This window comes from Aeromonas sp. Y318-3, assembly GCF_027706185.1.
In the GTDB taxonomy this organism is placed as follows: domain Bacteria; phylum Pseudomonadota; class Gammaproteobacteria; order Enterobacterales; family Aeromonadaceae; genus Aeromonas; species Aeromonas veronii.
The window spans coordinates 1-21,875 of the sequence record NZ_JAPDCN010000019.1; the positions used below are offsets into that span (position 1 = coordinate 1).

Here is a 21,875-nt window from a genome sequence, read left to right on the forward strand (position 1 = left end):
CCCGGGTCGTTTTCGTGGGCGGGGGAGCTCACTTGCTGCGCGAGCACGCCAAGGCATGGCCATATGTTGTGGACATTCCGGCTGAACCCGAGAAGGCCATCTGCCGCGGTGTCCACTTGCTCATTGAGAAACGGCGCGCATCCATCCTGGCTCGCGCAGCAGAGGCACTGACTGAATGAAAAAAACCTACGCCAAATTCGAGGTAGATAGCGCCAGAAAGGGTGCAGCAGGGCGGTTTTCCGCCCTCTACCAAGAGACCGACAGCGGGAAGGCGGCCGTCCTTAGCCAAGCTGTATGTGGCGGGACTCTTCTCAAGGAGAGCGGCCTGCTGGAGCTAGTGGTCACCGCCTGCGATAACGAGAAGTGGGCCGCAGCCAGCCCGACACAGCGCCGCAGTATGCTGGTGGCCGAACTGGCCGTGTTCCTTGGTCACACCCACCAGCCGGTTGAGATTGCAGGCGCAAGCAAGCCAGCAGAGCCCACCAGCAAGCCAGAGAGCGAGCCTGAGGACGTTCCCGTTACGCTGACACCCACAGAGACGGCAAGCGCTCAGAGCACCGCACAGCCCACCAGCGGCGAGCATCCACAAGAGGATGCGCCGACCAAGCGCCCCGCCCCAGGCACTCGGCGCCCTATCCCAGACAGTCTTGGTACCCTCGACTAACAAAAAAGCGGCCTACGGGCCGCTTTCTCTTTCCATCTCTCCTGTCACGCTAACAGCACAGAATCCCCACCAGCCAGCCGCTCAGAAAAGGCGTTCACGCCACGATATAGCCCCTTGGCCTCTCGCCTGGCATCGTGCAGAGCGTGATGTTGCACCTCCCCCGGCACCAGCGGGATATTGCGCGGGTCAATCTTGAGCAGCAGTCGCGCCAGCCACACCACCGTGCGCAGCGATTGATTGAAGCGGAAGTGCCACGGATCATCCAGCCCACACCATTTCAGCGCATCCACCATGATGACGTTATCGAACTCTGGGCCGTTCCCCATGACCTCTACCTCGCCATAGGTCTCCTGAATGGCCATCATCCAGTTGCAGAAGGTCTGCAGCACACATGCCAGCGGTCGGCGTGAAATCTCTGTGCTGAACACTTCATCCCATGCAAGCCGGTTCACTAGCTTCTGCTCTGCCCAAAAGGCCATGGTGGTACTATCCCGCAGGCGGCTATCTTGCCCTTTCAGATCGGCCCGCTCGTAGAACTCGGAAAGGATCTCCCCTGTCAGCACATCCACCAGCGCAGCGCCAACGGTACCGATAGCCGCACCCGGGCTAATGCTCAGTGTTTCCAGGTCAATCACCACTACGAACCGTGAAGCCCGATTTACCGCCCCTACTACCACTTCAATACCTCCAGCATCTTTGACCAGGGCCCGACAATATCAGGCAGCACACAGTACCCAATGGCCACACCGGCCATCAGGCAAACAACCAGGAGCAGCGCCAGTATCACAACGGCAACTGTATCCCACATGCCACCAGCAGCAGCCCCACGGCCATAGACGACAGAGGACATATGCAAGAGCTCATCAACACGCTCACCGGCCGCAGCTGGTGATACGCCGACAGATACACGGTCTCGGTAATCCCGTACCGCATTCAGCACAACAAGGAGACCGTGCTCCTCGCATGAATTGCCAGTCTCACACTGGCTGCACTCCTTGGCGCTCATTGCTCCCCCTTGCTCCTCTGCAGTACACGGCCATAGCGGGCCATCCCCTTGGAGAGCTCATCAAAGCTCTGGTTAACAGCGTCAGCGTTCGCCTGAATGTCGTCAGCATCCATCCATAGGCGATCAACCTCCACTCCATCCTCAATAACGGCGAACTGGGCAGCTGGCACATCTCGGGCATAACGGACTGAGTTGAAGGTAATCAGCTTGAGTTGAACGTTATTCATCTATCACACCATTGGTCATTGCGGCCTGTAGGGTCGCTACTGAGAGCACCACATCAGGCATTGAATCGGGAATGTTGTATCGGGATAGGGCGGGAGTGGGGTCGCTTCGGCCGTTGTCCATGGCGCTGACCTCTGCAATGGTCAGACCCATGGCTTTAGCCATCTGGCGGAGGGTTATGTTGTTGGCTGCACGGTACAAACGCAAGCGGCGACCACCAGCCATCCAGTCGGGCATGGCTTTAGGCACACGGCCGGTTGATTTACAGCGGAAGCAGGGCAGCGAGCCGTAGTAGTGGAGCGATATGTCGGGGCCGCCATTGGCGAACCCGTCCACTTTTCCCTTACCGTGGCAGCTCGGGCACTCAATCGTCATATTCGATGCCCCCAATACCGCGATCGAGGGCTTCATGGGCGGCCTCACTGATCATCCCGCGCACCACCCCTTGCTTGCTGCAAACAATGCCCGCCACGGTTGAAGCAAAGAGGCTTGTGTCGCTAATGGTCAGCCCATCAAGGTAATCCAGTTGCTCCTTGGCGGCTTTGGCCAGCGATTCAGCACCGATTGAAAGGTGCAGTGCCCCACCACCCACCCACGCATGGAGGTCAGTTGATTTCCGGTCATCAAAAGACTGGATGTTATCGGGGCGAACCGGCAGGAGCTCAGGTCGGCCGCTACGCTCGCGCAGTGCATCGGCAAGGTGGAGCATCATCCGGGCTTGGCCAGCCAGGGCGGCGACCTCCTGATCAGTGCAGGGCTTATCCTCCATATTCAAGAAGGTGACCAGGGAGGAAAGCCGCCCCTCCAGCTCAATCAGCTCGATAACAAGGCGGTCGTGCCAGGTGTCGGCTTTGCGATTGCCTTCCTCGAACACATCCTTGGGCGACCAGCTTACGTGCTGGCGTGACTCACCGATGTTGTAGACCACCAGATAGCCGGGATCGGCGGGATCTTCATTGGCAGGCAGCGACCAGCCGCGGCGCTCGTTGTACTCCCCACGGCTCATAGGCTTGGCGGCAACGGTCTTGTGGCTCTGGTAACGGGTCAATTCATCAAGCTGAAACATTGGCGGCCTCCAGGCGGCGTTTATGGAAGTATTCGTGAGCGGCTGGGGACAGGTCGTTACCCATCCACTCCAGACCGAGCTCGTCAGCGGCAATCAAGCTGGAGCCAGAGCCAAAGCAGGGGTCGATAATGAGCTCCCCGGGCTGGGTGCTCTGGGATAGCAGGGTCTTAATCAGGCCGACCGGCTTCTCCGTGGGGTACCCGAACCGAATACGCTTAGCCGGGATCAGGTCGTAGCAGTCCTCTTGGTCTACCGCCTCGAAGTTGAGCACATCAGGGATACCCAGATCGTTGAGCTTGCGGTACCCCTTCTCGCAGAACAGGACGTACTCGCAACGGGCGCGGTAGTGGTACCCCATCCCCATGGCTAACTTGTCCCACACAATGGGCTTCCAGAACTTGAATCCGGCGGCCTCGAGCAGCGGCTTGGCCACAAACATCGTTTCCTGGTCACACATCAGGTACAGGTGGCGGTTTTTTTTCAGTACCCGATACAGCTGGGCGAATAGCGCCTCAAACCTCGCGTTCGGGATAATCTTGAACCAGTCGTTGCTGGAGCTCTTGCTGTGAGCCAGGCGGGTTGTCGTGCCGCGCTTGCGGTGCTTTTCCAGTGACTCGTAAGGGGGGTCGATGATTATGCAATCTGCTGAGCCGTCCGGTAGGGACGCCAGCCACTCCTCCGCATCGAGGGAGAATAAACGCGATAGATCACTCACTTCCTAACACCCTCCCCTGTTTTTATTACGTGATTTTTAACAATGTGAATGCCAAGGCTGGCGGCCTCTTCCATCAACGTGCTGACCACCAGCTCCACCCTTGAATCAAACCCCTTCGCCTTCGCCAGGGCATCAATAACCTCTCGCTCGGTCTCTGATACTCGAATGCCCCGCAGCTCAACAATACCCAGCTTGGCGCAGCGATCACGGTACCGCTTCTGGCGGGCCGCGGCTGATTTCTCAGGGTTCGGGCTTTTGGGGCGTCCCGGCCCCTTTACTACTTCAATCGCCATGGAGCAGAGCCTCCAGCTTGCTTGCCATGTCAACCTTCACTTGGGCCTCGGCATATCGAACGAGGTTGAGCTCGCGTGCAGATTGCGGCTGACAGCCCACCATTCCGCCCCGTTCCTGCCGTGCCTGACGCATCACTTTATCGCCGTCACTTCTTAGGTTGGCGGCTACCGCCCGTAGTTTTTGTTTGAGCAATTGCATCCCCTTTCTGTTGCAGCTTTCGACCGGCCACCTCAATGGCCTTCTCCCACTGCTCATGTGTGAGATCGACAAGGCGCTCTACCGCCCCACCGGTTACGGGGTTCTCGATCACTTCCTCTTGCCCATTGTCGTCTGACAGATAGAACCACTTTCGGCCATGGTGATAGTTCAAGTGGGTGCCGTACTCCAGTGCATACCCCTCAACCACACGGCGGCGGGTTATGCTCTTTGGCGCTGGAGGTACCTCCACGCGGCGGCCCTTCTCACTGAGCTGGTAATACACACCGTACATCGGCTTGCGCTCGGCCAGTTCGACATAGCCGTCATTGATCAGGTTGCTGGCCGACCGGCCGCTCACCTCTGAAATCAACTTCTCATGGCCATCTTTCAGCTCAACGATGCAGGTACCAGTCAGCAGTACACCTCTGAGACTCATAGGGGTGGTGCTCGCATTCCGGCGTAACATCATGTACCCGGGATTGCAGAGCAAATCGAGAATCACCCTTCTGTTGTTATTCATACGCATCGCTGTTTCCCCCCTCATCAGGTGTTTTATTTTTTAGTTCGCCACTTGGCGTCTTGTGGCCTCTCGGCCATGCGCTGGCCAGGGGCTAAAGCCATGTAGGCAATCAGCACCGCCTTGGCCTCTTCGGCCCCCCAGCATACCGCACAATAGAAACCCTTATCTGCCAGTGAGTTCAGGGTCTCTATTTGCAGCTCGGATAAGCGGCCATTCTCGGCCTTCATTTCCAAGCGGGCCCCATGATAAGCGCCAGCAGGCAGATCGACCAGTATATCGGGGTAACCGGGCTTCACCCCCTCGGCTCGGAGATCGGCGGCGGTCTTTTTGCTCCGGTGACCACCGTTCGGGACGGCGGCCATCGACTCGTAGAGCTCAGCGCTATAAAGCTCAGCCCAATAGAACAGCTCCACCTGCTCGTAGTGCTCTTGGGCACCATTGCGAAGTTCAGGGTTACTTGCCAAGGCGGCCATGGCGGCAGCATGGGGGGACACATAACCGACCTCCCCCCGCTTCGGCTTCTCCTTCGGCTTTTTGGCCTTGGGGGGAACCAGCCCCACACCGGCGCCACCAAAAGCCTTGCCGCTCCCGCTCTTGATGCCCTGGGCCGCCCATCCCTTCTGGCGGGCGATCAGGGCTTCATACTGCTCGGGTGAATGACGCACAAATCCCCCTTAGCGGCGCTTCTTGGCTGGCTTACCCTGCTTGCGCTGGATAACGGCAGTGCTGCTCTGGCGGGCGCGCAGCATGGCCAGGATCTTTGCCTCTGCGTCAGGATTCTTCATTTCGGTGTACGCGATGGCGGCGGCTTCGCTGTGCTCCATGGCGACTTGCATCTCCTTGGCGCTCATCTGCTTGAAGTGCTCGATGATGGCAGGCCATTCATCCTTGGGCGGCATCACAGCCTTGGCAATGTCGATAGTCTCATCAACGCCAGCAACAGTGACCGAGAAGGAGGGGAAGATCAGGTAGTGCTCGCCGTCATCATCCCGCGGGGCGGCCGAATACATCACAACGCAACCGAGACCGCGGGGAGTGTTCCACCAGCAGATCGGCTTGTCGGGGTGAATGGTCTCGTTATCCGTGGACTGAATGTGCCCTGGGTGCAGGCTCATAATTGTTAGCCGGCCGCTGTCAGACTTGTACTCAGGCTGGTTGTTGAAAGCCCTCAGAGACATATAGGCATAATCAACATCCCGGCGTGCCTGGGCATAGTGGCCGTTAACCACCGTCAGCATGTTCTGGGCCTTCTCCATTGTGCGAGCAAAGCTCTCCTGCTCGGCCTCCAGCTTTTTGATGTTCCCCTTGTATGTCTTGTTCGTAGCCAGCAACCCATCACACTTCTCCTGCAGACGGGCAATCTCCTGCTCCAGCTCCGGTACCCGCTTAGCCTGACGGCGCAGGGTGGCGAGCTCCTTCTGGTCAACAGCAGCAACGCCGTCATACTCGCTACGCACGGCTTGCAGCTCGAGGGCGTGAGCCTCGCGCAGTCGTGTTTCAAGGGCGGCCAAGGCATTCTGCTTGCCACGGTCAGCAACCGCTAGAGAGTCGCGCAGCTGGCGAACCTCGCGTTCGGCCGTGGCCAGCTTGGCCTGCCTGTCTTTCAGCTGCACCGCTAAGTGGTTCTTGTCCGTCTGCTCCGATTGTAGGCTGGCAGCCAGTTCGTCACGGCGGGCCTCTACGTGAGCAAGGCGGGCATAAGCATCTGCAGCCCGGGCGGAAGCGTCACCGGCGGCGGCTGCCCCCTCTTTTGATGCGGCCAGCTCGCGCTCCAGCTCGCCAATCCGAGCCCGAAGGTCGGCACACTCACCGGCTAGGCGCTCGATGGTTGCCTGTTTGGCCTGCACTGCCTCGCTATTGGCCGAACCGGACTCCAGCGTAAGGCGCTCGATAACCTTCTGGCGCCCTTCGCTGGTGGCCCGCTCAATCGCCAGTTCTCCATTGAGGGACGATAGCTGGCCGGTGGCCGCAGCCAATAACTGCTCCCGCACCCCCAATTCACTCCGCAGGGCTGCCAGATCCCGGTACTGGTGGGTGATGATGTGGTCAATCAGGCGATCGCGCTCAATCTCTAGGGATTCGCCGGTTGGCGTGAGAGAGGCCAGCTCCAGAGTGACAACGTAAACCTCCTGGCTCTCCTGGCGAATGATCACCTCGTCACGCGGAAGTAACGAGGTTGGGGTGAGTGCATTCATTTGGCGTGCTTCTCCAATCACAAAATAACGTCTCTTTGAGATTGTTAGGATAACACAACGTAACGCGCCACAAAAATAATGGACGCAAAAAAGCCCCAAAATAAGCCATCCACCAGCCATATGACAAAGACTGTTTGTACTGGCTTGATTATGCGTGCCTAACCGCTTAAAGATGGAGGGCTGACCAACAAACATAGGGGACGGTTATGAGCAAACTGATCGATGCAGGCCGAGAAGTATTGGGTACCTGCCGGGAAGCGAAAGAGAACTACGACTTTGACCAGCTGGTAGCGACCTATGACCAGCACACGGCCGAAAAGCTGATTGAGCCACAACTGCAAGCGGCAGGGTTGAGCCTGGGCGAATTCCGCACCTACAAGAAGGTGAAGAAGGCCGTCCAGAATGGCGCCCTGGACGTTTCTGCAGCCCGCGATGAGGCCAAGAAGGCAGCGACCAAGGCGCTGGTCAATGAAGGCCTCCTGCCCGCCTAACAAAAAGCCCGGCGAACAGGCCGGGCTTTTCTCAACTCTTCAAATACAGGTGACCTCACAGCAAATGAGGGTGACCTCGAGGCAAATAGAGGTGACCTCGCCTTTGAATACGGGTGACCTCAGAGCAATTACCAGCGGAACCGACCTGTCGCCTTGTCGAATATCCGATAGATACCGTGGCATGGGCCTCTGGCCGCACCTCTATTGATGTAATGGGTGATCTCCTTCTTGGCCCTCCGGCGGTTATAGTGCCAACTGGTCGTTACCGCCATGTCTTGGTCGCCATAACACACCAGCCATCGCCCCCTTCCAGCTGGGGCGGGCACTATGCCCCACCCCATCGACCACCACTCTTTTGCTGTCGTCACTCTCCCCCCTTAACGCTCATCAAGGTGGCCGCAAAGCTACCAGGAGGAGGGGGATACCCCAGCTCTGTCAGTTCGCTGGTCAGCTTGGCAATTCTCTCTTGCAGCTCCCCCGCCCTTTTCAGCATGTAGCTATGCTCGCGCTGCTTGTTTTGGAGTACCTGCTCGACCTTATCCAGCGGCAACTGCCGGGGTTCGATGGTCACTACCCCAAGATCGCACTCAAACTGGAGTGGATGGCCGTGGTCTGCTGCAACCCAGCACATCACCCGCCCCATGCAACTCAGCGCATCAGTTGTGCCAAGACTGGCGATTGCCCCTGCTATCTGCTCGGCAAACTCTCGATTGTCGGCCATGCCGTGTCTCCCTATCCATTAGCCTACGGTTACTGACGATGCGGTCATGTCCATATCTGACATTGGATTGTCGCCATCAATATCGGCACGATAGCCGACACAAAAGCGAACCCACTCCTCAAACTCATCATCCGTATGTGGCGGCAGAGCGCCCCTGTCTATCTCAATCGTTACCCGTTCCATATTCCGTTTTTCCCTCAACTTCCAACGTTGGTCGATATGCTATTTGGAACCCTTAGACCAAGGCGCTCGTACAGCTCCTTGCCGAGGGCGTAATCGCCTTTCTTGAGGTAGGCCGGATTGAGGTCTTGAACGGCATCAAACCATTCTCTGAACAGTTCGATCTGCTCCCTGGTAAACCCCAGCTGGCCATTCTCCATCGCCGTTCCCCCTCCAGATCGCTGCATGGTGGTTTACCCTTCCCCCTTCGGCACATTGACCCAGTGACCCCGGGCGAACGGGACAACGCTTACCAACTGCTTCTTGACCCCTCCCGACTCCATGAAGGCCTGCCACTCCTGCAGGTGACCAGGGCAGTAATGAAGCTCTGGCGCAACCTCTGCAGCGTGAACATTGCAGAGCGGCCGATCACAGGTCTTATCCTCCCCCACTGGGAAATCGCACAGGTACCCAGATACCCCTCCACAGCAAGCGCAGTGCGGGCCAAGCTCTCCGCAGAGATGGCCCACTGCCTTACCGTTCTTGTCGTGAAGTGTGTAACACGGCATTGCCGATCACCCTTCCTGGCTTGGAGATGACGAGATGGGATATTCCTTTGCGCCGACTACCTGGTAGAAGTTCGGGGATACATCGTGCTTCTTACACCACGCATCGAGGAGATCCGACAGCTGGGCATCAAGCTCAGCCTTGGCCTCGTCAGACACATCTGGATAGTCCACCGCATACTCGCCGCCGTAGTCGTAAGACTGATTTTCCATGTGCTCAATAACATCACTGGCATCAGGGAAGAACTGGCTATTACAGGGGCGATCTACTTTGCCAATGTGAACGATGGTATGCCCTTCATCGTTCTCTGCTACTGCATCAGCCAACGCGGCCTTGACGCTATCAAAAGTCCCACAATTGAAATCCTCGCCATTCCATGAATAGCAATATTCCGCACGGCTCTCGCTCATAATTACCTCTTAATTTCGTGCCCAAATACAGTGCGCACAGCACTCAAGAACTCTTCTGGTGTTACGCCGCGCTTAATCAACGCCTGAGTGGCAAAGTTGCGACCCTGGCGATAGGTCTTATCTGACGGCTCGAACTCCATAACGCCGGGATAAGTCCGGCGAAAATCTGCAAAATGACGGGTCACAGTTGGCAGGGAAACACCGAAGGCAATGGTCAGATCCTCACGCTTAACCACCCCAGCAGTAGCCAACATCGCCTCGATATAACAGTGGTAGGCTTCGTTCACACAATCCCCTTAGCTCAGAAACCGGCTGACTCTGGCAGCCTATCAAACTGGTCTTGCGTCAAATGAATGGTGCTGACGCTGTACTCTTCGCCATCCAGGCCAGCAATCACAGCGGCAGCCTCTGACTCGGAGACTATGCACCCAGAGCCATCGACCTCAATCCTGGTAAACGCTATAGCCTTGTAGTCCTCACAAAATGGAGCGTGACGGCTTGGCGGATACTTACCATCAATGGTCTCTCTGAGGTCGCGGGCCATTTCCTGACAGTTACACATACCTTCTCCCCAATTCAGCTCTCGATGGCCCGCAGCCCGGGCGCCTGATTCGTTTCCCCGAAGGTGTGAAGGTTGTCACGAATGACGGCAACCAACTCCTCCCTCGATAACCCCTGACCCAGCCAGTCATACTCCGGGTCGTTCTTCTTGAGCCAGATAAGGGCTTGCGTCCTGGTTAGGGTCGTCACATCCCGTTCGTAAACCGCCATCACTCCACCTCGGAGCGGCGCTTTATGCGCAGGCGCTCGCGTAGAGCTTCGACAGTCCAAGGCCCAACGTCCCCCGGTGGATGGCTGGCACTCAACCCCTTGCCATCTACTTCGGCCTTGAGGTTGTCCAGTGTGACCCCAACCTCATCGAACTCGGCCAACCAGCGGCGGTACTCCTGCCATTTGACCCGCCAGCGGTAAAGCTCCTGCATCTCCTTGCCAGCCACCAACCACTTCAACCAGTTAATCATTCCGCCTCGCCTCTGTGAGTGGTTGCCAGCTCAAGCTGGCGAGACAGCCAGCGAATGCGCTCCTTCGCTGCCGTCAGGTAGGTAATGGGCATATGGACACCATTCATCAGCTCGGTAACGCTGGGAGTTGAGTCTCCGTACATGAACACGGCATTGGCCAGCTCATCATCCGTCAGATTTCCAAGCGGCAGGCTGGCGCGCTCGCACTCATAGCGTTTCCCGAAGGGGTCAGCCTCTCCGTTCTGGCGCCAGTGAGCTGCGGGGGTTTGCTCTGCCCCCACTTGCTTATCCTCTTGAATGGCCAGCAAGAGATCCGGTGCGCTATGCAATCCCATCACTGCACCTTCTCTGGCATGGCCACCGGGCGGGAGATGGCCGAAGTCATTAGTACCTGGTTGCCCTGAATGGTGACCTTGCCCAAGCTATGCCGACTCTCACCGGCAATCATCCCCTGCATAGGGCTGGCCAGCATCACGATACGCCCCAGAAGCTCACTCAGAACCTCAACTTCACCACTACTCACCAGCTCCTCGGCAAACTCCATCACATCGTCCCAAATGTCTGGGCCGTCCTCGCTGAACTTGTCCGGGTATGCAGCCACCAGCAGCTCGTAAAGCTCAAGGTCGGTTGCCGGTTTGAATTTGAATGCGCTCACTTCATTTCTCCTTATCTGGGCGTGATATTGGGTTCGGTACCGGAGGCCGAACCGGCGGCTTCTCCATCCCTTTGAACGGGCAGACCTTACAGCCGCCGAACCAGCGCAGCTCGAGGCATTTGGCATCGAGCTTGCTGCACAGGTCGCCTATTAGGTACTGGCACTTTGGCGTATACATCTCAGCCTCCTGAGGCCTTCCGGCCTCGCTTAAACTGGTACCTGTTTTCACACCTGGTACAGTCCGCTCGCATCGAGCCAGAGCGGGACTGCTTCAACTCAGCCCCACAAGTGCAGCGAGCCGTTTTTAATGCCTCGGCCATCGCTTGGTTGATGGCGCCACCGTTGTTTCTTCTCGGAGCTGAAATCCCCAGGGCGCGGAGGATCTTCTTGTAATCCCTGCTAATCCACTTCCCATCCGGCTCTAAGTGCAAGCCATCTCCCATCATGTCGCCCAATTTGACCAGCTGGGCATGGAGGCGCTTTTTCTCATCATCCATGCCGACCTACCTCCCCCGGCTTTCGCTCATTTCTGGCGTGTGGGCCCAACGCGCTGACCATATTGCCGACCTCGGGAGAATGGTCATTTCCGGCTGGCGGGTGGGCCCAACTCACGTTTGCCCCCTTCTCGGTGGCCAGCGCCCTCAGGAAAGTCCCCTCATTGCGAACAAATGCGTGAATCTGGTTGCCGTCCTGATCGCAACTAACCGGCGCAGTCAGCAGGATCAGCGCCTCGGCAATACCACCGAAGGTATCCAGATCCACACCAAACCGTTCCATCAGCGGGGTATCAAAATCCTCATCGCCATTCATGATCGCCTCGAGCCGATCATCGGTCAGCCCCAGCACTGCAGCGGCAAGCGTTTGGCGGTCTAAAATATCCATGTGAAATCCTCAAAAGTGGGCCACCAGCGACCCATCAAACCGTCTTGTTACCAACTTCCCGCAGCAGCTCTCGAACCAGCTGATCTTGGCGAGCCCGGTCATCGAAAACCACGGCTTGATAAAGGCTCTCGAGAAACTGATCATGGTCAAATTCGGCTCCAATAGGGGTCAGCATTGGGCCCAGATTCCGCCGCTTTAACTCGGCCTCCAAATCAGAGGTTTCCAGTTCGGATAGATAGACACACACATCCACCTCCACCTCTTTGGTGATTCGGGCCACCACTTTATCTGTCACACATCCCCCTTATGGTGCGTTGCTGGCGCCGCAGTGCGGGCAGTCGTAGTAATGGCGGGCGCCGTAGAACTTGCCGCAGGTAAAGCACCTGTTGGGCCGAAAGATAGGCCGGTCAGGCTTGCGTAGCTTGATGCCGGTACCCTCCAGAGCCTCACTGATAGTCACTCGCTGCATGTCCACGGTCATGTCAGCGCGTGCCCTCACATACTCAGCAGGCCATGGAATGTCTGTCACCCTGTCCTGGTTGTGGTAACAGGCCCGCTCCCTGGTGAACAACTCGGCCTCGGCAAGGCTGGTTGTATAGCCACCCCCTGCCCGCCACCACGAAATGCAATTCCCTGAATACCCGCGGGCGTCCTGCAGGTAGAACATGCCTGGTGCGCTCTCACCAATGGCCGCCTCGATGCGCTCCTTCAACTCAGGAGGGGCCACCTCGGCCGCCTCCTTGAGCAATGCGAGCAGGCGCTCGGTATGGCTCATCCCTTACCCCCTTTGGCGCGGCGGTATTCAATCAGGGAGGCCCAGTGCAGCAGGGCCACCAGCAGCGGGACAACGTTCCTGTCGTCAGCCCATCCGGCGATGCCGATAAACTGATCCCGACTGTTAAAACTGACCGCCTCTCGGGACTTCCAGCTGAACGTGCGCATAGTCAAAAATGCCGGGTCGCTGCGATAGCCATTGATCCGCATAGTCCCCTCGTAGCAGTTGGTGAACTGGGGCAGTAGCAGCCGGAGGCATTCATGCAACTCGCGTAGCTGGCGCACGGTGACGCTATCCACTGTGATCCCGGCTGCCGTCAGGGTATCCCTCACCCTTTCCCTATTCATGCCCGGTTCGTAGGTGCAGAACAGGGGCAGTCCCTCGCACTCTTGCCGCAGCAATTCCGCCTCCTCCTTGGGGTACCCCCAGATATTGCCGTCCTCTGGGTTGTTGCGGGTCGGGCAGATGATCTCGATTGACAGCAGGTGGCCATGGGCAATGTAGTCGTGCAGACGGATCACCAGATCTCGGAGCGTGCCGCCATGGCTAAATCCCCGCCAGCGGCCGCGGTACAGGGTGTAAATTGGCTGGCCGGTGTAATCGTCCATGAACCAAATCCGGCCATTAAGGTCGATCCACATCTCAGCTGTGCGGTCTGCCCCCTTGTTGTAAAAGAACCGGCGGCCACGGCTGGAAATCAACTTGATCAGGGCGTTGGCGTGCTCCAGGCGTTCACGGCGCATTTGATACTTCATGCCTTAACCCCCGCCTTCTCGAGTGCCAGCTCTGCTTTCCGCAAGGCCGCTCGGGCTTGTGCCAGCTCGGTCTGCAGCTGATCCTGCCGTGCCTGCAATTCCAGATAGGCCGCCTTGGTGATCTCGGGATCGGCGTCATCACTCCATTCCTCGGAGGGCAACTGACAAGCATTCGTTGACGGTTCGGGCTTGCTCAAGCTAAGGCGCGCTTGCTCGGCTACAGCCCTTCGCACATAGCTACCCTGGCCAGAGGGGCAGCAATCAAGGTGCTTATCGTTAACTTCTCCGACATGGCCGCACTCATGGCAGTAGCGAACGAGGTCGGTTCGGTGCAGTTCCACCCCTTTCAGGACGGGGACAATGATGTTTGCCAGCTGGGTGCGCAATTGCTGGGAGCCCTGGTACTTGATGGCGGTATCACGCAGGCTGTTTACCAGGTCAGCAATGGCACGGTTTGACCGGTCGCTTTTCTCCGCCAGCTGGCCGACCATCAGCGCCTCGCGCAGGGCGAGCATTTCTCGGTTGCGGAACAGGCTGGTTGCGTAGATGTAAGGCTTGCGCAGGTTGTGGCCTTGGATCTCGAGGAAATCCTTACAGCCCTGCTCGGTGAAGCAGGCCGTCTCGAAGTAGCTGATCTCCTTGGTGGCAATCTTTACCCACTCTCCAGTTTCGCGGCCATCGCGCCTGAGAAGTTCCAACCTACGCGCAGTCGTCTCACTGGCCTCTACGTGCCTTTCTTGATGCCACCAGCCAATCTGGTCGTGGTCGTAGTCTGCATCAACAACAATTTCGCGCTTGGAGAACACGCAATAGAACGGGTCGGCAGTGTAACGGCCGTCCTGAGTGTTCAGTGACAGCTGCAGGCGTTCCAGAATGGCGGATAAGCCATCCACACGTTTAGTCATAGTCATATCGGGGCTTCTTGATTTGGTGGGCTGGCGAACCAGCCCGGGGGGTTAATTACTTGATTGGACGAGGCGTGACGGGGGGCGCATAAGGCTTCTCATCTCTGCCGACCAGTACATTCCTTCCTTGTCTCGCTCATTGAGCGGGGCACCTCGAGAGGTTGCTGGGGTCACCGACAGGTCTCGGGCTTGGCGCCGTAGGTCATCGAGTATCGACACCTCTTTCAGCAGCGGCTCCGCATCAGGGTTCTTGCGGCGCATCTCCCGATACGTTGCCTCTCGCCAGTTGTGGAGGCAGCGGGGCGGCTCTAGTCCGGCCGCCTTGAACAGGATCACCAGCTCGGCATACCCACGCCCCAGCTCGGCCACCAGCTCTCGCCGGTCGTTAAGGGAGGCGAACCCCCCTTTTATCTTCTTGCGAGCCTGCTCAGCCATGGCCCGAACGGCGGCCAGAACACTTGCGGTCTCAATGCTCACTGCTTCCCTCCAAGACCAAGGAACTGGCGAACACGCTGAACCATTCCAGGGGGCTGCTTGGCGAGCATCTTGGCGCTGAACTCCTTATCGCGCTGGCGGGCAGCCGCTTCGGCCTGCTTTACCAGGGCAACATCAACATACAGGGACACCAGAGTGCGCTGTGGGACGGACTGGGGATCAACTCTCTTGCTCATAACAACCTCTTTCAACATGGTGCGCTGACACGGAAACAAGCCCGTCCAGATAGATAACCTGCTCGCCGGTCTGGGCCATGGCGTGCAGGGCGCGCGATACCCGATCGCTTTCCCACCCTGGGAGAAAATGAACTTCCTGTGCGATGGATAGCAGCGCCATACAAATCTTTGCGTACTCCTCGCTGGTCAGTCCCAGCGGCAGCACCGAGGGGTTTAAAACCAACACACCCTCTCGCTTCAACAGCAACTCCCTCACCAGGTACCGAGGGATCTGTGTATCCACCAGCTGGTCAAAGGGGACGACAATAAAAACCCGCTTCATCGGCCACCCGGCACTAACGAGCGCATCGTGGCGACAACCGAATCCAGAGAGCGATCATCAAGCTGCTCAAGAGCCTTCATGGCCGCTTCGGCCGCCGCCTGGCTGTGCTCGCCGGTGATCGGGTCTACTTGGGTTACCGTGTTCACAGAACCCAACATGATCCAGTGCATGTAAGGGGCGAACGGGATGCACTCACAGATCTTGACGATGGCCATCAGCGGCATCCGGTTCTTGTCGATTTCGTAATTCCGCAGGGTTTTTTCTGGAACCCCTGTCATGTCCCAGGCGTCTACTCTCGACAGGCCGAGAACCGTCCTTCTGACATACCGCAGACGGGCGCCGGGGGTTTTCAAATTCACACTCAGTTGGTTATGCAAGGCGGTTGTACCTCTCGTGAGACATAAGCTGATACTCGCCACCAGCGACAGGCATCCAAAGTCTCCACTTACGGCCGACCGGCATAGAAAAGGCCTTTCCACCACGACAGACCATTTTCTTTGGGCGAACTCGACCACTTTCCAAGATCTCTTTCGCCTGCATAACCACGCGCTCCGGTACGCGGCCAACTGTCACAAAAGAGATCATCTCGCCACCCCGCACGCAGATTGCGTAGCCAGTTTGCGATAGGTGTCCATCACCTGGGCCAGCAGCTCTCCCATTGCCGCTATCGCAGAGACCAGCGGCAGCGACTCTTTGATTTCCCTGTCTATGGCGATCAGGCGATCACGCGGCATCACCATCGGCTCACCCAACGGGATCTGGTGAACGGGGTAGAAAACGCCGCAGCCATCGGACAGACAAACCGGCTCTCCACCATCAGTGAAGCGAGCAGTAACCGAGCGGTGGAGGTAGGGATGCACGACTTCATGGGCCATGCGTACCTCCGCAGGGATGGCAGCCTCGCAATAGGCAGTTGCGGCGGTAGACAGGGCAAGGCGGCAGGCCTCGAACTCATCATCGAACTGGGCGCGAACGGCAGACGCCAGCGCCTCATTCTCGATCTGAGACGGCTTCAAGGTGATTGACTGATTCATGGTTAAAACGGGCTCCTTGATTTGGCGACTGGTCAGAATGACGGATTCAGATCAGCGGTCGGCACCGACTGAGGTGAACCGGTCTCGCCGGAGATCACCCACAAAACGTAAGAGGCGGTTTTAGGCTGGGCAGCCAGCTGGCCGAGCATGTGACCACTGGTACCGCGATAACCCAGCTCGTAGTTTTTCAGGGTGGTCGGCGGCACATCGATCAGCTCTGCGAACTTCGGACGGGACAGGCCCAAACACTGGCGCACCTGCTGAATGCGCTTACCCATGGCCTTTTCACTGTTTTCGATGTTCGACATTACTTTTCTCCTAAACGGGGTTAATCAAAGCGTGAGCTGTGTTTTTCGCAAAAAATGGCTTCCTGCCTTGCCTTAATCTCCTCTGGAGACCACATATCCCTAAATTCGCGGCACTCTCGCCGCAGGTCGTTGTAGTGCTTTCGCAGCTTGCGACCGCCTCCCAGCAGGTACTTGATGACGGCGACCGGCTTGGATAGGTCGAAACCCGTTCCATGACACACCGCACATTCGTAGTCCTTGCCGAAAAGGCCTTTAACCAGACCCTCCTCGCAGAAGGTGCAGCGCAAATCGGCGCCGCTCTCTGGGGTAGCTTCGGCTGGTTCCTCCTCAACGGCGGGCTCCACCAGCTCAAGGCCATCGAGTACCGATGGAGAGTCAGCGTGACGGGCCGCCAGCAGTTGAAGCCGAAGAACCTCCTTTACGCTGCTGTACTCGCCATCCATAAAACCCCCTTCGTATCCAGACGGGGCAAGACTTTAACCCTAATCAGGGCTCCTGTAAATATCCTAACAACTCCATTTGAGGTCTTTTACTCTGATTTGGCATCAAACTTGACCAAGATCACAATAACGACACATAGGCAAATTTGTTAGGATGATTTAACGGCTCGTTTGGGGCATGATTGGACTCGTCGGGGGCGTCCCGTCAATCAAGAAGCAAAGGTACAACCATGAAACAAAGCATCGCAGAGCTGATGAATAGCATTAACTCATTTGACGACCTCAAGAATGTAGAGAACGTCATTAGCTCCCTCTCAATTCACCCTGATCAGCGGAACAGATGGCTACGAGAAGCCACCCGGCGGTTTGTGGAAAACTGCCCGTTCAGCTGATCGCAGGGTCGATTATAAGAGGCGCCATCACGGCGCCTTTTTTGTGCCCGCAGACCAGCAGCCTCCGATCCCCCCGCCATCTCTTCCGATCCTCCCCCTCACCCAGCAGGCCCACCGGCACCACCAGGCGAGACCACCCAGAGCAGCAAAATGGACAGCCTGAAAGCCTTGGCAAATCAGGCCTCTAGGCTTCCGATCCATTAAACAAAAACATTGAAGCAGATAGATCAGAGATCAAACGCGCGCGCTTCGCTTGCGCTTTGCGCTCTCGATAGAATCGTTATGGGGAACTGAGGATTGGCGGGCTGCAGATAAAAAAATACCGCCCGAAGGCGGCTTAATATTTTTTTACCCGATCATCAAGTGATCACGTTGCATGATCACAAGACGATCGGGTAGAGTAAAAAACGTAGGTCAAGCAGTTTCCAGCTACCTGACCACAGAAGGTGATACCAACACCGTCCGTCAATTATCAGATGGATTCCGTTAAATCCGCTCGACCTAGATGGGTTCCACCCCACTTAACTGAGTTAACAAACATCGCCCAGCAAGCCTCAAAAGAGATAAAGATCTACCTGACAACCGGAGTTGTAGCCCTAAACGGACACCAACTCTATGAGTAAGAATACAGGGGCAGATCCACCATTTCAAGGCTAAAAGGCGAGCTTTTAGGTTTCATAAAAACATGAACAAACAGCACCATTTTGACCTTGTAAACCTCATCATCAACGCTTGGCCACATGACTCCGCTCAACGCCGGGTGTTACTTGCCATTGCAGGCCACGCCAGCGCCAAATCTCCGCAGACTAACAACCTATGGATTGCACATCCGGGCAAGGAGCGTATTCGCCAACTCTGCGAGTACCAAGACCGCCGGAATGTCAGACTGGTGATCGCCCAACTGGTTCGCTGGGGAGTGCTGACCAAGTTCAGGGTGGAGGGTGAATACTTCGATCGGTATGTCATACACCCTGAACCACTGGCCGAACACGCCGACAAGCAGCGCGCCAGCGCCAGCAAGCTCTCCAAGTACCTCCGCAAGCTCATTACCAAAGCAGTCGAATTTGCCAACCGTCACAAGACCACAGCCTTCAAGAGCGTGAAAGACGCCACCGCCATCATTGCCGCCAAGCTGAAATCTAAACTTGGCTACCAGCGCAGCGCCCGCAGCATTGAGATGGAGCTGGACGTTGCCAAGCTGCAGGGGAATAACGAGCTGGCTGACAAGCTCGCCGCCATGCTGGCCGCCCACCCTGACCGGCAGCCACAGCAGGCCGCAAGTGTGGTGCGACAGGAGCTCTATGCAGCGCAGCGCGCCTCCGCATCGGCAACCACCAGCGTCAACGGCTTGATGGCCCTATTGAAGATGGCCACAGCCCGCGGCGACACCGCCCTTATCGAATCGCTCAACTCCCAGTTAGCCCTCTGTCAGCAGTAAGGAGCCCCCATGGCAAAGAAAACGCCGGAACAGGCCATTATCAACCAATCCCGATTCTTGAAGGCTGAGTTGATCCGCCTGCTTGAGAAGGTGGACGCCATGAATAACCCGGCACTGGATGAGGTGGCCGACAAGGTTCAGGCCATGCACGAACAGGCTGATGATCTGCTGGCAGACCTGCAGGCCATATTGGGCAAACAGGAAGAGGCGGCATGAAAAAGGCCGCCAATCGGCGGCCTTGGATTCAGCTCGTTACTTTGGCCATGTCGGCAATTGCTTCTGGAAGATCACAGCCCCCAGCGGAATGCCTGAGCGCTCACCCTTAGTCGGGGTCGGCGTGATCTCCACCGGCGCGGCGCGATGGCGGATCGGCAAGCTCTCCACATCCATGTTAGCCAGCGATTCCAGCATCATCTTCACGACCTTTGCATCCTCAGGGGTAGAAAGGCGCAGGAACGCTTCACGCTGATCCTTGGTGAATACCATTGGGGCGGTATCAAGAGCCTCCATGAGCGCCTGCTCACGGCGCTTACCCAGATCTTCTCGCTCCTGCTTAGCCAGGTCGAGATCTCGAGACAGAACCAGACTACGGTTGCGCTCCTCGATGAGCAGCCCCTCCATCATCATAATGTCCATGTCCACATCCCGAGTGGCGGCATAGCTCTCTGACAGACCGGCCCACCCTTCAAACAGCGGTACCGCATCGCCATTGCTGACGCCGGATGATACCAACAGCTCGATAACCCGCTCGCCGGTGGCCGACTCCATCATGGCCTGCTGCCTGTCCAGCGGGACAAAGTTGGGCTGCTTCACATAGTCAAAGCCGAAGAACGAGCGCGGGCGGGCGCCGAACGCCGGATCATTGGAGCCGCTGGTGGCCCAACTCCAGCCGCCCACCTTGTCATTCCACATTGCCTGAACGATTCGGCCAGGTGGAGTATCAAGGATCTCCTGCTTGTGGTTGACGATGCCATTCTCGTCTACATCCACAGCCAGCGTGCGGTTTGACGGTACAACCTGGATTTGTACCGGCTTGCCGTCAATGGTGACCACCTCCATCTCCCGCGGGCGCATCTTGCCGGTCATCTCTCGGATCGTGTGACCGAAATAACCGTAGGCCTCCCCCAGTTTCAGAGCCTCCTGAGTAACCGGGCTTTGGAACATGGCCTTTACGGCATGGATGATATAACGGCGCCGGTTACCACCCGCGCGCCCTTCATTTTTCAGGTCGAAACTATCTTCAACGATAATCAAGACGCACCTCCTACAAAGCTGATGATTTCTGAGTTGATTTTCTGACTGAGCCAAGCATCGAATCCGGCCCTGTCTCCCCGATAACCAACGGACTCCATGAACTCGTCACTATCCGCGGCCTCACTGGCGCTCTTTGCCAGTTCGTGAATGACCGCCTTGGCCACATCTTTGTCGATGCCTGCCAGGTCGGTAAGCGCCAGATTCTTGAAGGTGTCGGAGCCAGCCAAGCGGCCGTTCTCGATGGTGTCGAGCAGGGTGGCCAGCGTCATGGCGAAGTTGGCGCGGGATTCGCGCTCTTCTGCCTCTTCCTGGGCGATCGCGGTATTGAGCGAGTGGAATTTCACCTCAATCGGGCGGGTCTGCCCGGCAGGGAACACTTTGCCGTACTTGTTGGCCATGTGAATGTCGATCATCCGGTGGATGGATTGACGCAAGCCGATGCGCAGCCAGTTCGCTCGAATGGCGGCGTGAATGCTGGTGCGGAAGAACCCGCCATCACCCAGCCCGCCAGACATGAGATCCCCCCAACCAAGCATTGACACATCCAGCCCAAGGCCTGCTGACATGCGCTTTAGGTGAAACATCACATCTTCGATATGGGCTATATCTGGGCTGGTGGTCTGAGTGTCGATTGTCACACCGCCCTTGCCACCAGCCAGGGCCGGAACAATGCGGTTCCAGACCGTTGGCAGCAGGCCTTTCTGGCGGCTCTTGCGCTCGGCCGTCTCCAGATCTTTGCGCATCTGGGTACCCACCAGATTCAGGTATTGCGCCGCCTGCACTGGGTCGAGGTTTTCCATCCCCAGAGCGACAAAGCGGTCGATTCGGGAGGCGTTGTAACGGGATCCCTTGAGTGACACCAAGGAGTCTTTGAGGTCGCACCATGCCGGATAGCAGTGCTCGAGCATCGAGGTACCGTAGTCTTGCGTCTCGATGGGTACCCGCCGGTGGTTATCATCGTAGAGGCTGTATTGGGTGCCGGTATTGTTCAGCGGCTCTCGGTTTATGTTTGGCTGCCAGTACGGGATCTTGAGGGCCACCAGCGACCACGGCTCCGCCAGCTGGATTGCGCCGCCTGTCCCGCGCTTCTTGAGGTATTCGGAGGTGTACCCAGCCACCTTGCCGCCCCGGACGTATTCGCGGATCTGCCGCGCCATCGTGTACCAGGACGATTCAATATCAACGATGCCGACACCCTCTCGGGCATACGGCCGGACGTAGTGAGCCCCAAAAACCGCCATCTGCTTGCACCAGCTGGGGGCACCTTCATTGATGAGCGGGCCAAGCGCCGCATTCAGCTCGGCCGCCAACTCGGCCATGCTCGGGTCGGTGGCCTCAATGGTCACTATGTTGCCGGTTCGGTTGTCAGCGCTCAGGGCATGACAGATATGCAGGTCTATACCGCCAGACAGCAGCGGATCGGTAATCATGCCCTGCAGAACGTCATATTTCAGGTAGCGATCTTCTGGCATGACCTTATCGCCTACCCAATCAGAATCGGTAGTCGGATCTCTGCCCTCTTCCGCTTCTGGCGCTGAGTTGTGCCAGCTGGAGGATGCCCCGGGCCCGCTTTGCAGCGGAATGCCCGCATTGTTCTGGTCATCGGGGTTGTAGCCAGCGAACGCCTGGGCGATCACCGCCACCAGTCCCTTTTCTTTTTTGGCCATGGTCTATTCGCGTCTAGGGGCGCGTGCGGCTGGGGGAGGCCGCTTAACCGGGGAGTCACGAAATCGGGGCGCGCCCGACTTGTTAGGATGTTACCATTTCAAGCGCTGTTTACCCACGGAGATT

38 protein-coding genes are annotated in these 21,875 nt (G+C 57.5%); 4 read left to right on the plus strand and 34 right to left on the minus strand.

What is annotated here, in order from left to right:
* Positions 1-175 precede the first annotated feature (175 nt).
* A complete protein-coding gene (locus tag OKB77_RS20210) occupies positions 176-664 on the plus strand; it encodes a hypothetical protein (protein WP_270818285.1) in 489 nt (162 codons plus the stop codon).
* A gap of 44 nt (positions 665-708) precedes the next feature.
* Here OKB77_RS20210 and OKB77_RS20215 read toward each other — a convergent pair whose 3' ends face one another.
* The 10 genes from OKB77_RS20215 to OKB77_RS20260 all read right to left on the minus strand — a co-directional run bounded on the left by OKB77_RS20215 (position 709) and on the right by OKB77_RS20260 (position 6,883).
* Entirely contained in the window at positions 709-1,299 is a 591-nt protein-coding gene (locus tag OKB77_RS20215) for a 3'-5' exonuclease (RefSeq protein WP_270818290.1), read from the minus strand.
* Between the two features lie 35 nt (positions 1,300-1,334).
* On the minus strand, positions 1,335-1,670 hold the full coding sequence (locus OKB77_RS20220; RefSeq protein WP_270818292.1) for a hypothetical protein: 336 nt from the start codon (positions 1,668-1,670) through the stop codon (positions 1,335-1,337).
* Positions 1,667-1,897: a hypothetical protein gene (locus tag OKB77_RS20225; RefSeq protein ID WP_270818293.1), complete on the minus strand. Its 231-nt coding sequence runs from the start codon at positions 1,895-1,897 to the stop codon at positions 1,667-1,669. The genes OKB77_RS20220 and OKB77_RS20225 overlap by 4 nt, the downstream gene beginning before the upstream one ends.
* Positions 1,890-2,306, minus strand: coding sequence for a helix-turn-helix domain-containing protein (locus OKB77_RS20230; protein WP_270818294.1), 417 nt, complete (start codon positions 2,304-2,306; stop codon positions 1,890-1,892). Before OKB77_RS20230 ends, OKB77_RS20225 begins: the two co-directional genes overlap by 8 nt.
* The gene (locus tag OKB77_RS20235; RefSeq protein WP_270818296.1) at positions 2,260-2,961 is read right to left on the minus strand and encodes a crAss001_48 related protein; all 702 of its coding nucleotides are present in this window, start codon (positions 2,959-2,961) and stop codon (positions 2,260-2,262) included. Before OKB77_RS20235 ends, OKB77_RS20230 begins: the two co-directional genes overlap by 47 nt.
* Positions 2,948-3,676 (minus strand): DNA-methyltransferase, encoded by a 729-nt coding sequence (locus OKB77_RS20240; protein WP_270818298.1) that lies wholly within the window; start codon positions 3,674-3,676, stop codon positions 2,948-2,950. Before OKB77_RS20240 ends, OKB77_RS20235 begins: the two co-directional genes overlap by 14 nt.
* Positions 3,673-3,969: a hypothetical protein gene (locus tag OKB77_RS20245; RefSeq protein WP_270818300.1), complete on the minus strand. Its 297-nt coding sequence runs from the start codon at positions 3,967-3,969 to the stop codon at positions 3,673-3,675. Before OKB77_RS20245 ends, OKB77_RS20240 begins: the two co-directional genes overlap by 4 nt.
* 146 nt (positions 3,970-4,115) lie before the next feature.
* Positions 4,116-4,694, minus strand: coding sequence for a hypothetical protein (locus OKB77_RS20250; protein WP_270818302.1), 579 nt, complete (start codon positions 4,692-4,694; stop codon positions 4,116-4,118).
* Between the two features lie 26 nt (positions 4,695-4,720).
* Entirely contained in the window at positions 4,721-5,353 is a 633-nt protein-coding gene (locus OKB77_RS20255; RefSeq protein WP_270818303.1) for a VRR-NUC domain-containing protein, read from the minus strand.
* A 9-nt stretch (positions 5,354-5,362) separates the two neighbouring features.
* On the minus strand, positions 5,363-6,883 hold the full coding sequence (locus tag OKB77_RS20260; RefSeq protein WP_270818305.1) for a hypothetical protein: 1,521 nt from the start codon (positions 6,881-6,883) through the stop codon (positions 5,363-5,365).
* A 206-nt stretch (positions 6,884-7,089) separates the two neighbouring features.
* Between OKB77_RS20260 and OKB77_RS20265 the strand changes: the two genes are divergently transcribed.
* Positions 7,090-7,374, plus strand: coding sequence for a hypothetical protein (locus tag OKB77_RS20265; RefSeq protein ID WP_270818307.1), 285 nt, complete (start codon positions 7,090-7,092; stop codon positions 7,372-7,374).
* Between the two features lie 364 nt (positions 7,375-7,738).
* On the opposite strand, the gene OKB77_RS20270 is transcribed toward OKB77_RS20265, so the two are convergent.
* The 22 genes from OKB77_RS20270 to OKB77_RS20370 all read right to left on the minus strand — a co-directional run bounded on the left by OKB77_RS20270 (position 7,739) and on the right by OKB77_RS20370 (position 17,003).
* Positions 7,739-8,095, minus strand: a complete 357-nt coding sequence (locus OKB77_RS20270) for a hypothetical protein (protein WP_270818309.1) — start codon at positions 8,093-8,095, stop codon at positions 7,739-7,741.
* 18 nt (positions 8,096-8,113) lie between these two features.
* Entirely contained in the window at positions 8,114-8,278 is a 165-nt protein-coding gene (locus OKB77_RS20275) for a hypothetical protein (protein WP_270818311.1), read from the minus strand.
* A gap of 14 nt (positions 8,279-8,292) precedes the next feature.
* Positions 8,293-8,475, minus strand: coding sequence for a hypothetical protein (locus OKB77_RS20280; RefSeq protein ID WP_270818312.1), 183 nt, complete (start codon positions 8,473-8,475; stop codon positions 8,293-8,295).
* A 354-nt stretch (positions 8,476-8,829) separates the two neighbouring features.
* The gene (locus tag OKB77_RS20285) at positions 8,830-9,231 is read right to left on the minus strand and encodes a hypothetical protein (protein WP_270818313.1); all 402 of its coding nucleotides are present in this window, start codon (positions 9,229-9,231) and stop codon (positions 8,830-8,832) included.
* A gap of 2 nt (positions 9,232-9,233) precedes the next feature.
* Entirely contained in the window at positions 9,234-9,518 is a 285-nt protein-coding gene (locus OKB77_RS20290) for a hypothetical protein (RefSeq protein WP_270818314.1), read from the minus strand.
* Positions 9,519-9,807: 289 nt separating this feature from the next.
* Positions 9,808-10,002, minus strand: coding sequence for a hypothetical protein (locus tag OKB77_RS20295; protein ID WP_270818315.1), 195 nt, complete (start codon positions 10,000-10,002; stop codon positions 9,808-9,810).
* Complete coding sequence (locus OKB77_RS20300; protein WP_270818316.1) at positions 10,002-10,253, minus strand: hypothetical protein; 252 nt, start codon at positions 10,251-10,253, stop codon at positions 10,002-10,004. Before OKB77_RS20300 ends, OKB77_RS20295 begins: the two co-directional genes overlap by 1 nt.
* Positions 10,250-10,588 (minus strand): hypothetical protein, encoded by a 339-nt coding sequence (locus OKB77_RS20305; protein ID WP_270818317.1) that lies wholly within the window; start codon positions 10,586-10,588, stop codon positions 10,250-10,252. The genes OKB77_RS20300 and OKB77_RS20305 overlap by 4 nt, the downstream gene beginning before the upstream one ends.
* Positions 10,588-10,908 carry a hypothetical protein gene (locus tag OKB77_RS20310; RefSeq protein ID WP_270818318.1) on the minus strand — a complete coding sequence of 107 codons (321 nt, stop codon included), beginning with the start codon at positions 10,906-10,908 and terminating at the stop codon, positions 10,588-10,590. The genes OKB77_RS20305 and OKB77_RS20310 overlap by 1 nt, the downstream gene beginning before the upstream one ends.
* Before the next feature lie 489 nt (positions 10,909-11,397).
* Complete coding sequence (locus OKB77_RS20315; RefSeq protein WP_270818319.1) at positions 11,398-11,790, minus strand: hypothetical protein; 393 nt, start codon at positions 11,788-11,790, stop codon at positions 11,398-11,400.
* Positions 11,791-11,824: 34 nt separating this feature from the next.
* On the minus strand, positions 11,825-12,085 hold the full coding sequence (locus OKB77_RS20320; protein ID WP_270818320.1) for a hypothetical protein: 261 nt from the start codon (positions 12,083-12,085) through the stop codon (positions 11,825-11,827).
* A 9-nt stretch (positions 12,086-12,094) separates the two neighbouring features.
* Positions 12,095-12,565, minus strand: a complete 471-nt coding sequence (locus OKB77_RS20325; RefSeq protein ID WP_270818321.1) for a hypothetical protein — start codon at positions 12,563-12,565, stop codon at positions 12,095-12,097.
* Positions 12,562-13,308: a hypothetical protein gene (locus tag OKB77_RS20330; RefSeq protein WP_270818322.1), complete on the minus strand. Its 747-nt coding sequence runs from the start codon at positions 13,306-13,308 to the stop codon at positions 12,562-12,564. Before OKB77_RS20330 ends, OKB77_RS20325 begins: the two co-directional genes overlap by 4 nt.
* Before the next feature lie 8 nt (positions 13,309-13,316).
* Positions 13,317-14,231 carry a hypothetical protein gene (locus tag OKB77_RS20335; protein ID WP_270818323.1) on the minus strand — a complete coding sequence of 305 codons (915 nt, stop codon included), beginning with the start codon at positions 14,229-14,231 and terminating at the stop codon, positions 13,317-13,319.
* 45 nt (positions 14,232-14,276) lie between these two features.
* Positions 14,277-14,702 carry a hypothetical protein gene (locus tag OKB77_RS20340; RefSeq protein ID WP_270818324.1) on the minus strand — a complete coding sequence of 142 codons (426 nt, stop codon included), beginning with the start codon at positions 14,700-14,702 and terminating at the stop codon, positions 14,277-14,279.
* On the minus strand, positions 14,699-14,896 hold the full coding sequence (locus OKB77_RS20345; RefSeq protein ID WP_139495226.1) for a hypothetical protein: 198 nt from the start codon (positions 14,894-14,896) through the stop codon (positions 14,699-14,701). The genes OKB77_RS20340 and OKB77_RS20345 overlap by 4 nt, the downstream gene beginning before the upstream one ends.
* A complete protein-coding gene (locus OKB77_RS20350; RefSeq protein WP_270818325.1) occupies positions 14,880-15,218 on the minus strand; it encodes a DUF4406 domain-containing protein in 339 nt (112 codons plus the stop codon). The genes OKB77_RS20345 and OKB77_RS20350 overlap by 17 nt, the downstream gene beginning before the upstream one ends.
* Positions 15,215-15,595: a helix-turn-helix domain-containing protein gene (locus tag OKB77_RS20355; protein WP_270818327.1), complete on the minus strand. Its 381-nt coding sequence runs from the start codon at positions 15,593-15,595 to the stop codon at positions 15,215-15,217. The genes OKB77_RS20350 and OKB77_RS20355 overlap by 4 nt, the downstream gene beginning before the upstream one ends.
* A complete protein-coding gene (locus OKB77_RS24075; protein ID WP_443111798.1) occupies positions 15,588-15,803 on the minus strand; it encodes a ParE family toxin-like protein in 216 nt (71 codons plus the stop codon). Before OKB77_RS24075 ends, OKB77_RS20355 begins: the two co-directional genes overlap by 8 nt.
* The gene (locus OKB77_RS20360; RefSeq protein WP_270818328.1) at positions 15,800-16,252 is read right to left on the minus strand and encodes a hypothetical protein; all 453 of its coding nucleotides are present in this window, start codon (positions 16,250-16,252) and stop codon (positions 15,800-15,802) included. The genes OKB77_RS24075 and OKB77_RS20360 overlap by 4 nt, the downstream gene beginning before the upstream one ends.
* Positions 16,253-16,284: 32 nt before the next feature.
* Positions 16,285-16,551, minus strand: coding sequence for a helix-turn-helix domain-containing protein (locus OKB77_RS20365; RefSeq protein ID WP_443111671.1), 267 nt, complete (start codon positions 16,549-16,551; stop codon positions 16,285-16,287).
* A gap of 29 nt (positions 16,552-16,580) precedes the next feature.
* Positions 16,581-17,003, minus strand: coding sequence for a hypothetical protein (locus OKB77_RS20370; RefSeq protein WP_270818332.1), 423 nt, complete (start codon positions 17,001-17,003; stop codon positions 16,581-16,583).
* A gap of 1,074 nt (positions 17,004-18,077) precedes the next feature.
* Here OKB77_RS20370 and OKB77_RS20375 point away from each other — a divergent pair.
* Positions 18,078-18,830, plus strand: coding sequence for a hypothetical protein (locus OKB77_RS20375; protein WP_270818333.1), 753 nt, complete (start codon positions 18,078-18,080; stop codon positions 18,828-18,830).
* 9 nt (positions 18,831-18,839) lie between these two features.
* On the plus strand, positions 18,840-19,046 hold the full coding sequence (locus OKB77_RS20380; protein ID WP_270818334.1) for a Rop family plasmid primer RNA-binding protein: 207 nt from the start codon (positions 18,840-18,842) through the stop codon (positions 19,044-19,046).
* Between the two features lie 36 nt (positions 19,047-19,082).
* On the opposite strand, the gene OKB77_RS20385 is transcribed toward OKB77_RS20380, so the two are convergent.
* Positions 19,083-20,084, minus strand: a complete 1,002-nt coding sequence (locus OKB77_RS20385; RefSeq protein WP_270818335.1) for a hypothetical protein — start codon at positions 20,082-20,084, stop codon at positions 19,083-19,085.
* Positions 20,081-21,751: a phage portal protein gene (locus tag OKB77_RS20390; RefSeq protein ID WP_270818336.1), complete on the minus strand. Its 1,671-nt coding sequence runs from the start codon at positions 21,749-21,751 to the stop codon at positions 20,081-20,083. Before OKB77_RS20390 ends, OKB77_RS20385 begins: the two co-directional genes overlap by 4 nt.
* Positions 21,752-21,875: the final 124 nt, after the last annotated feature.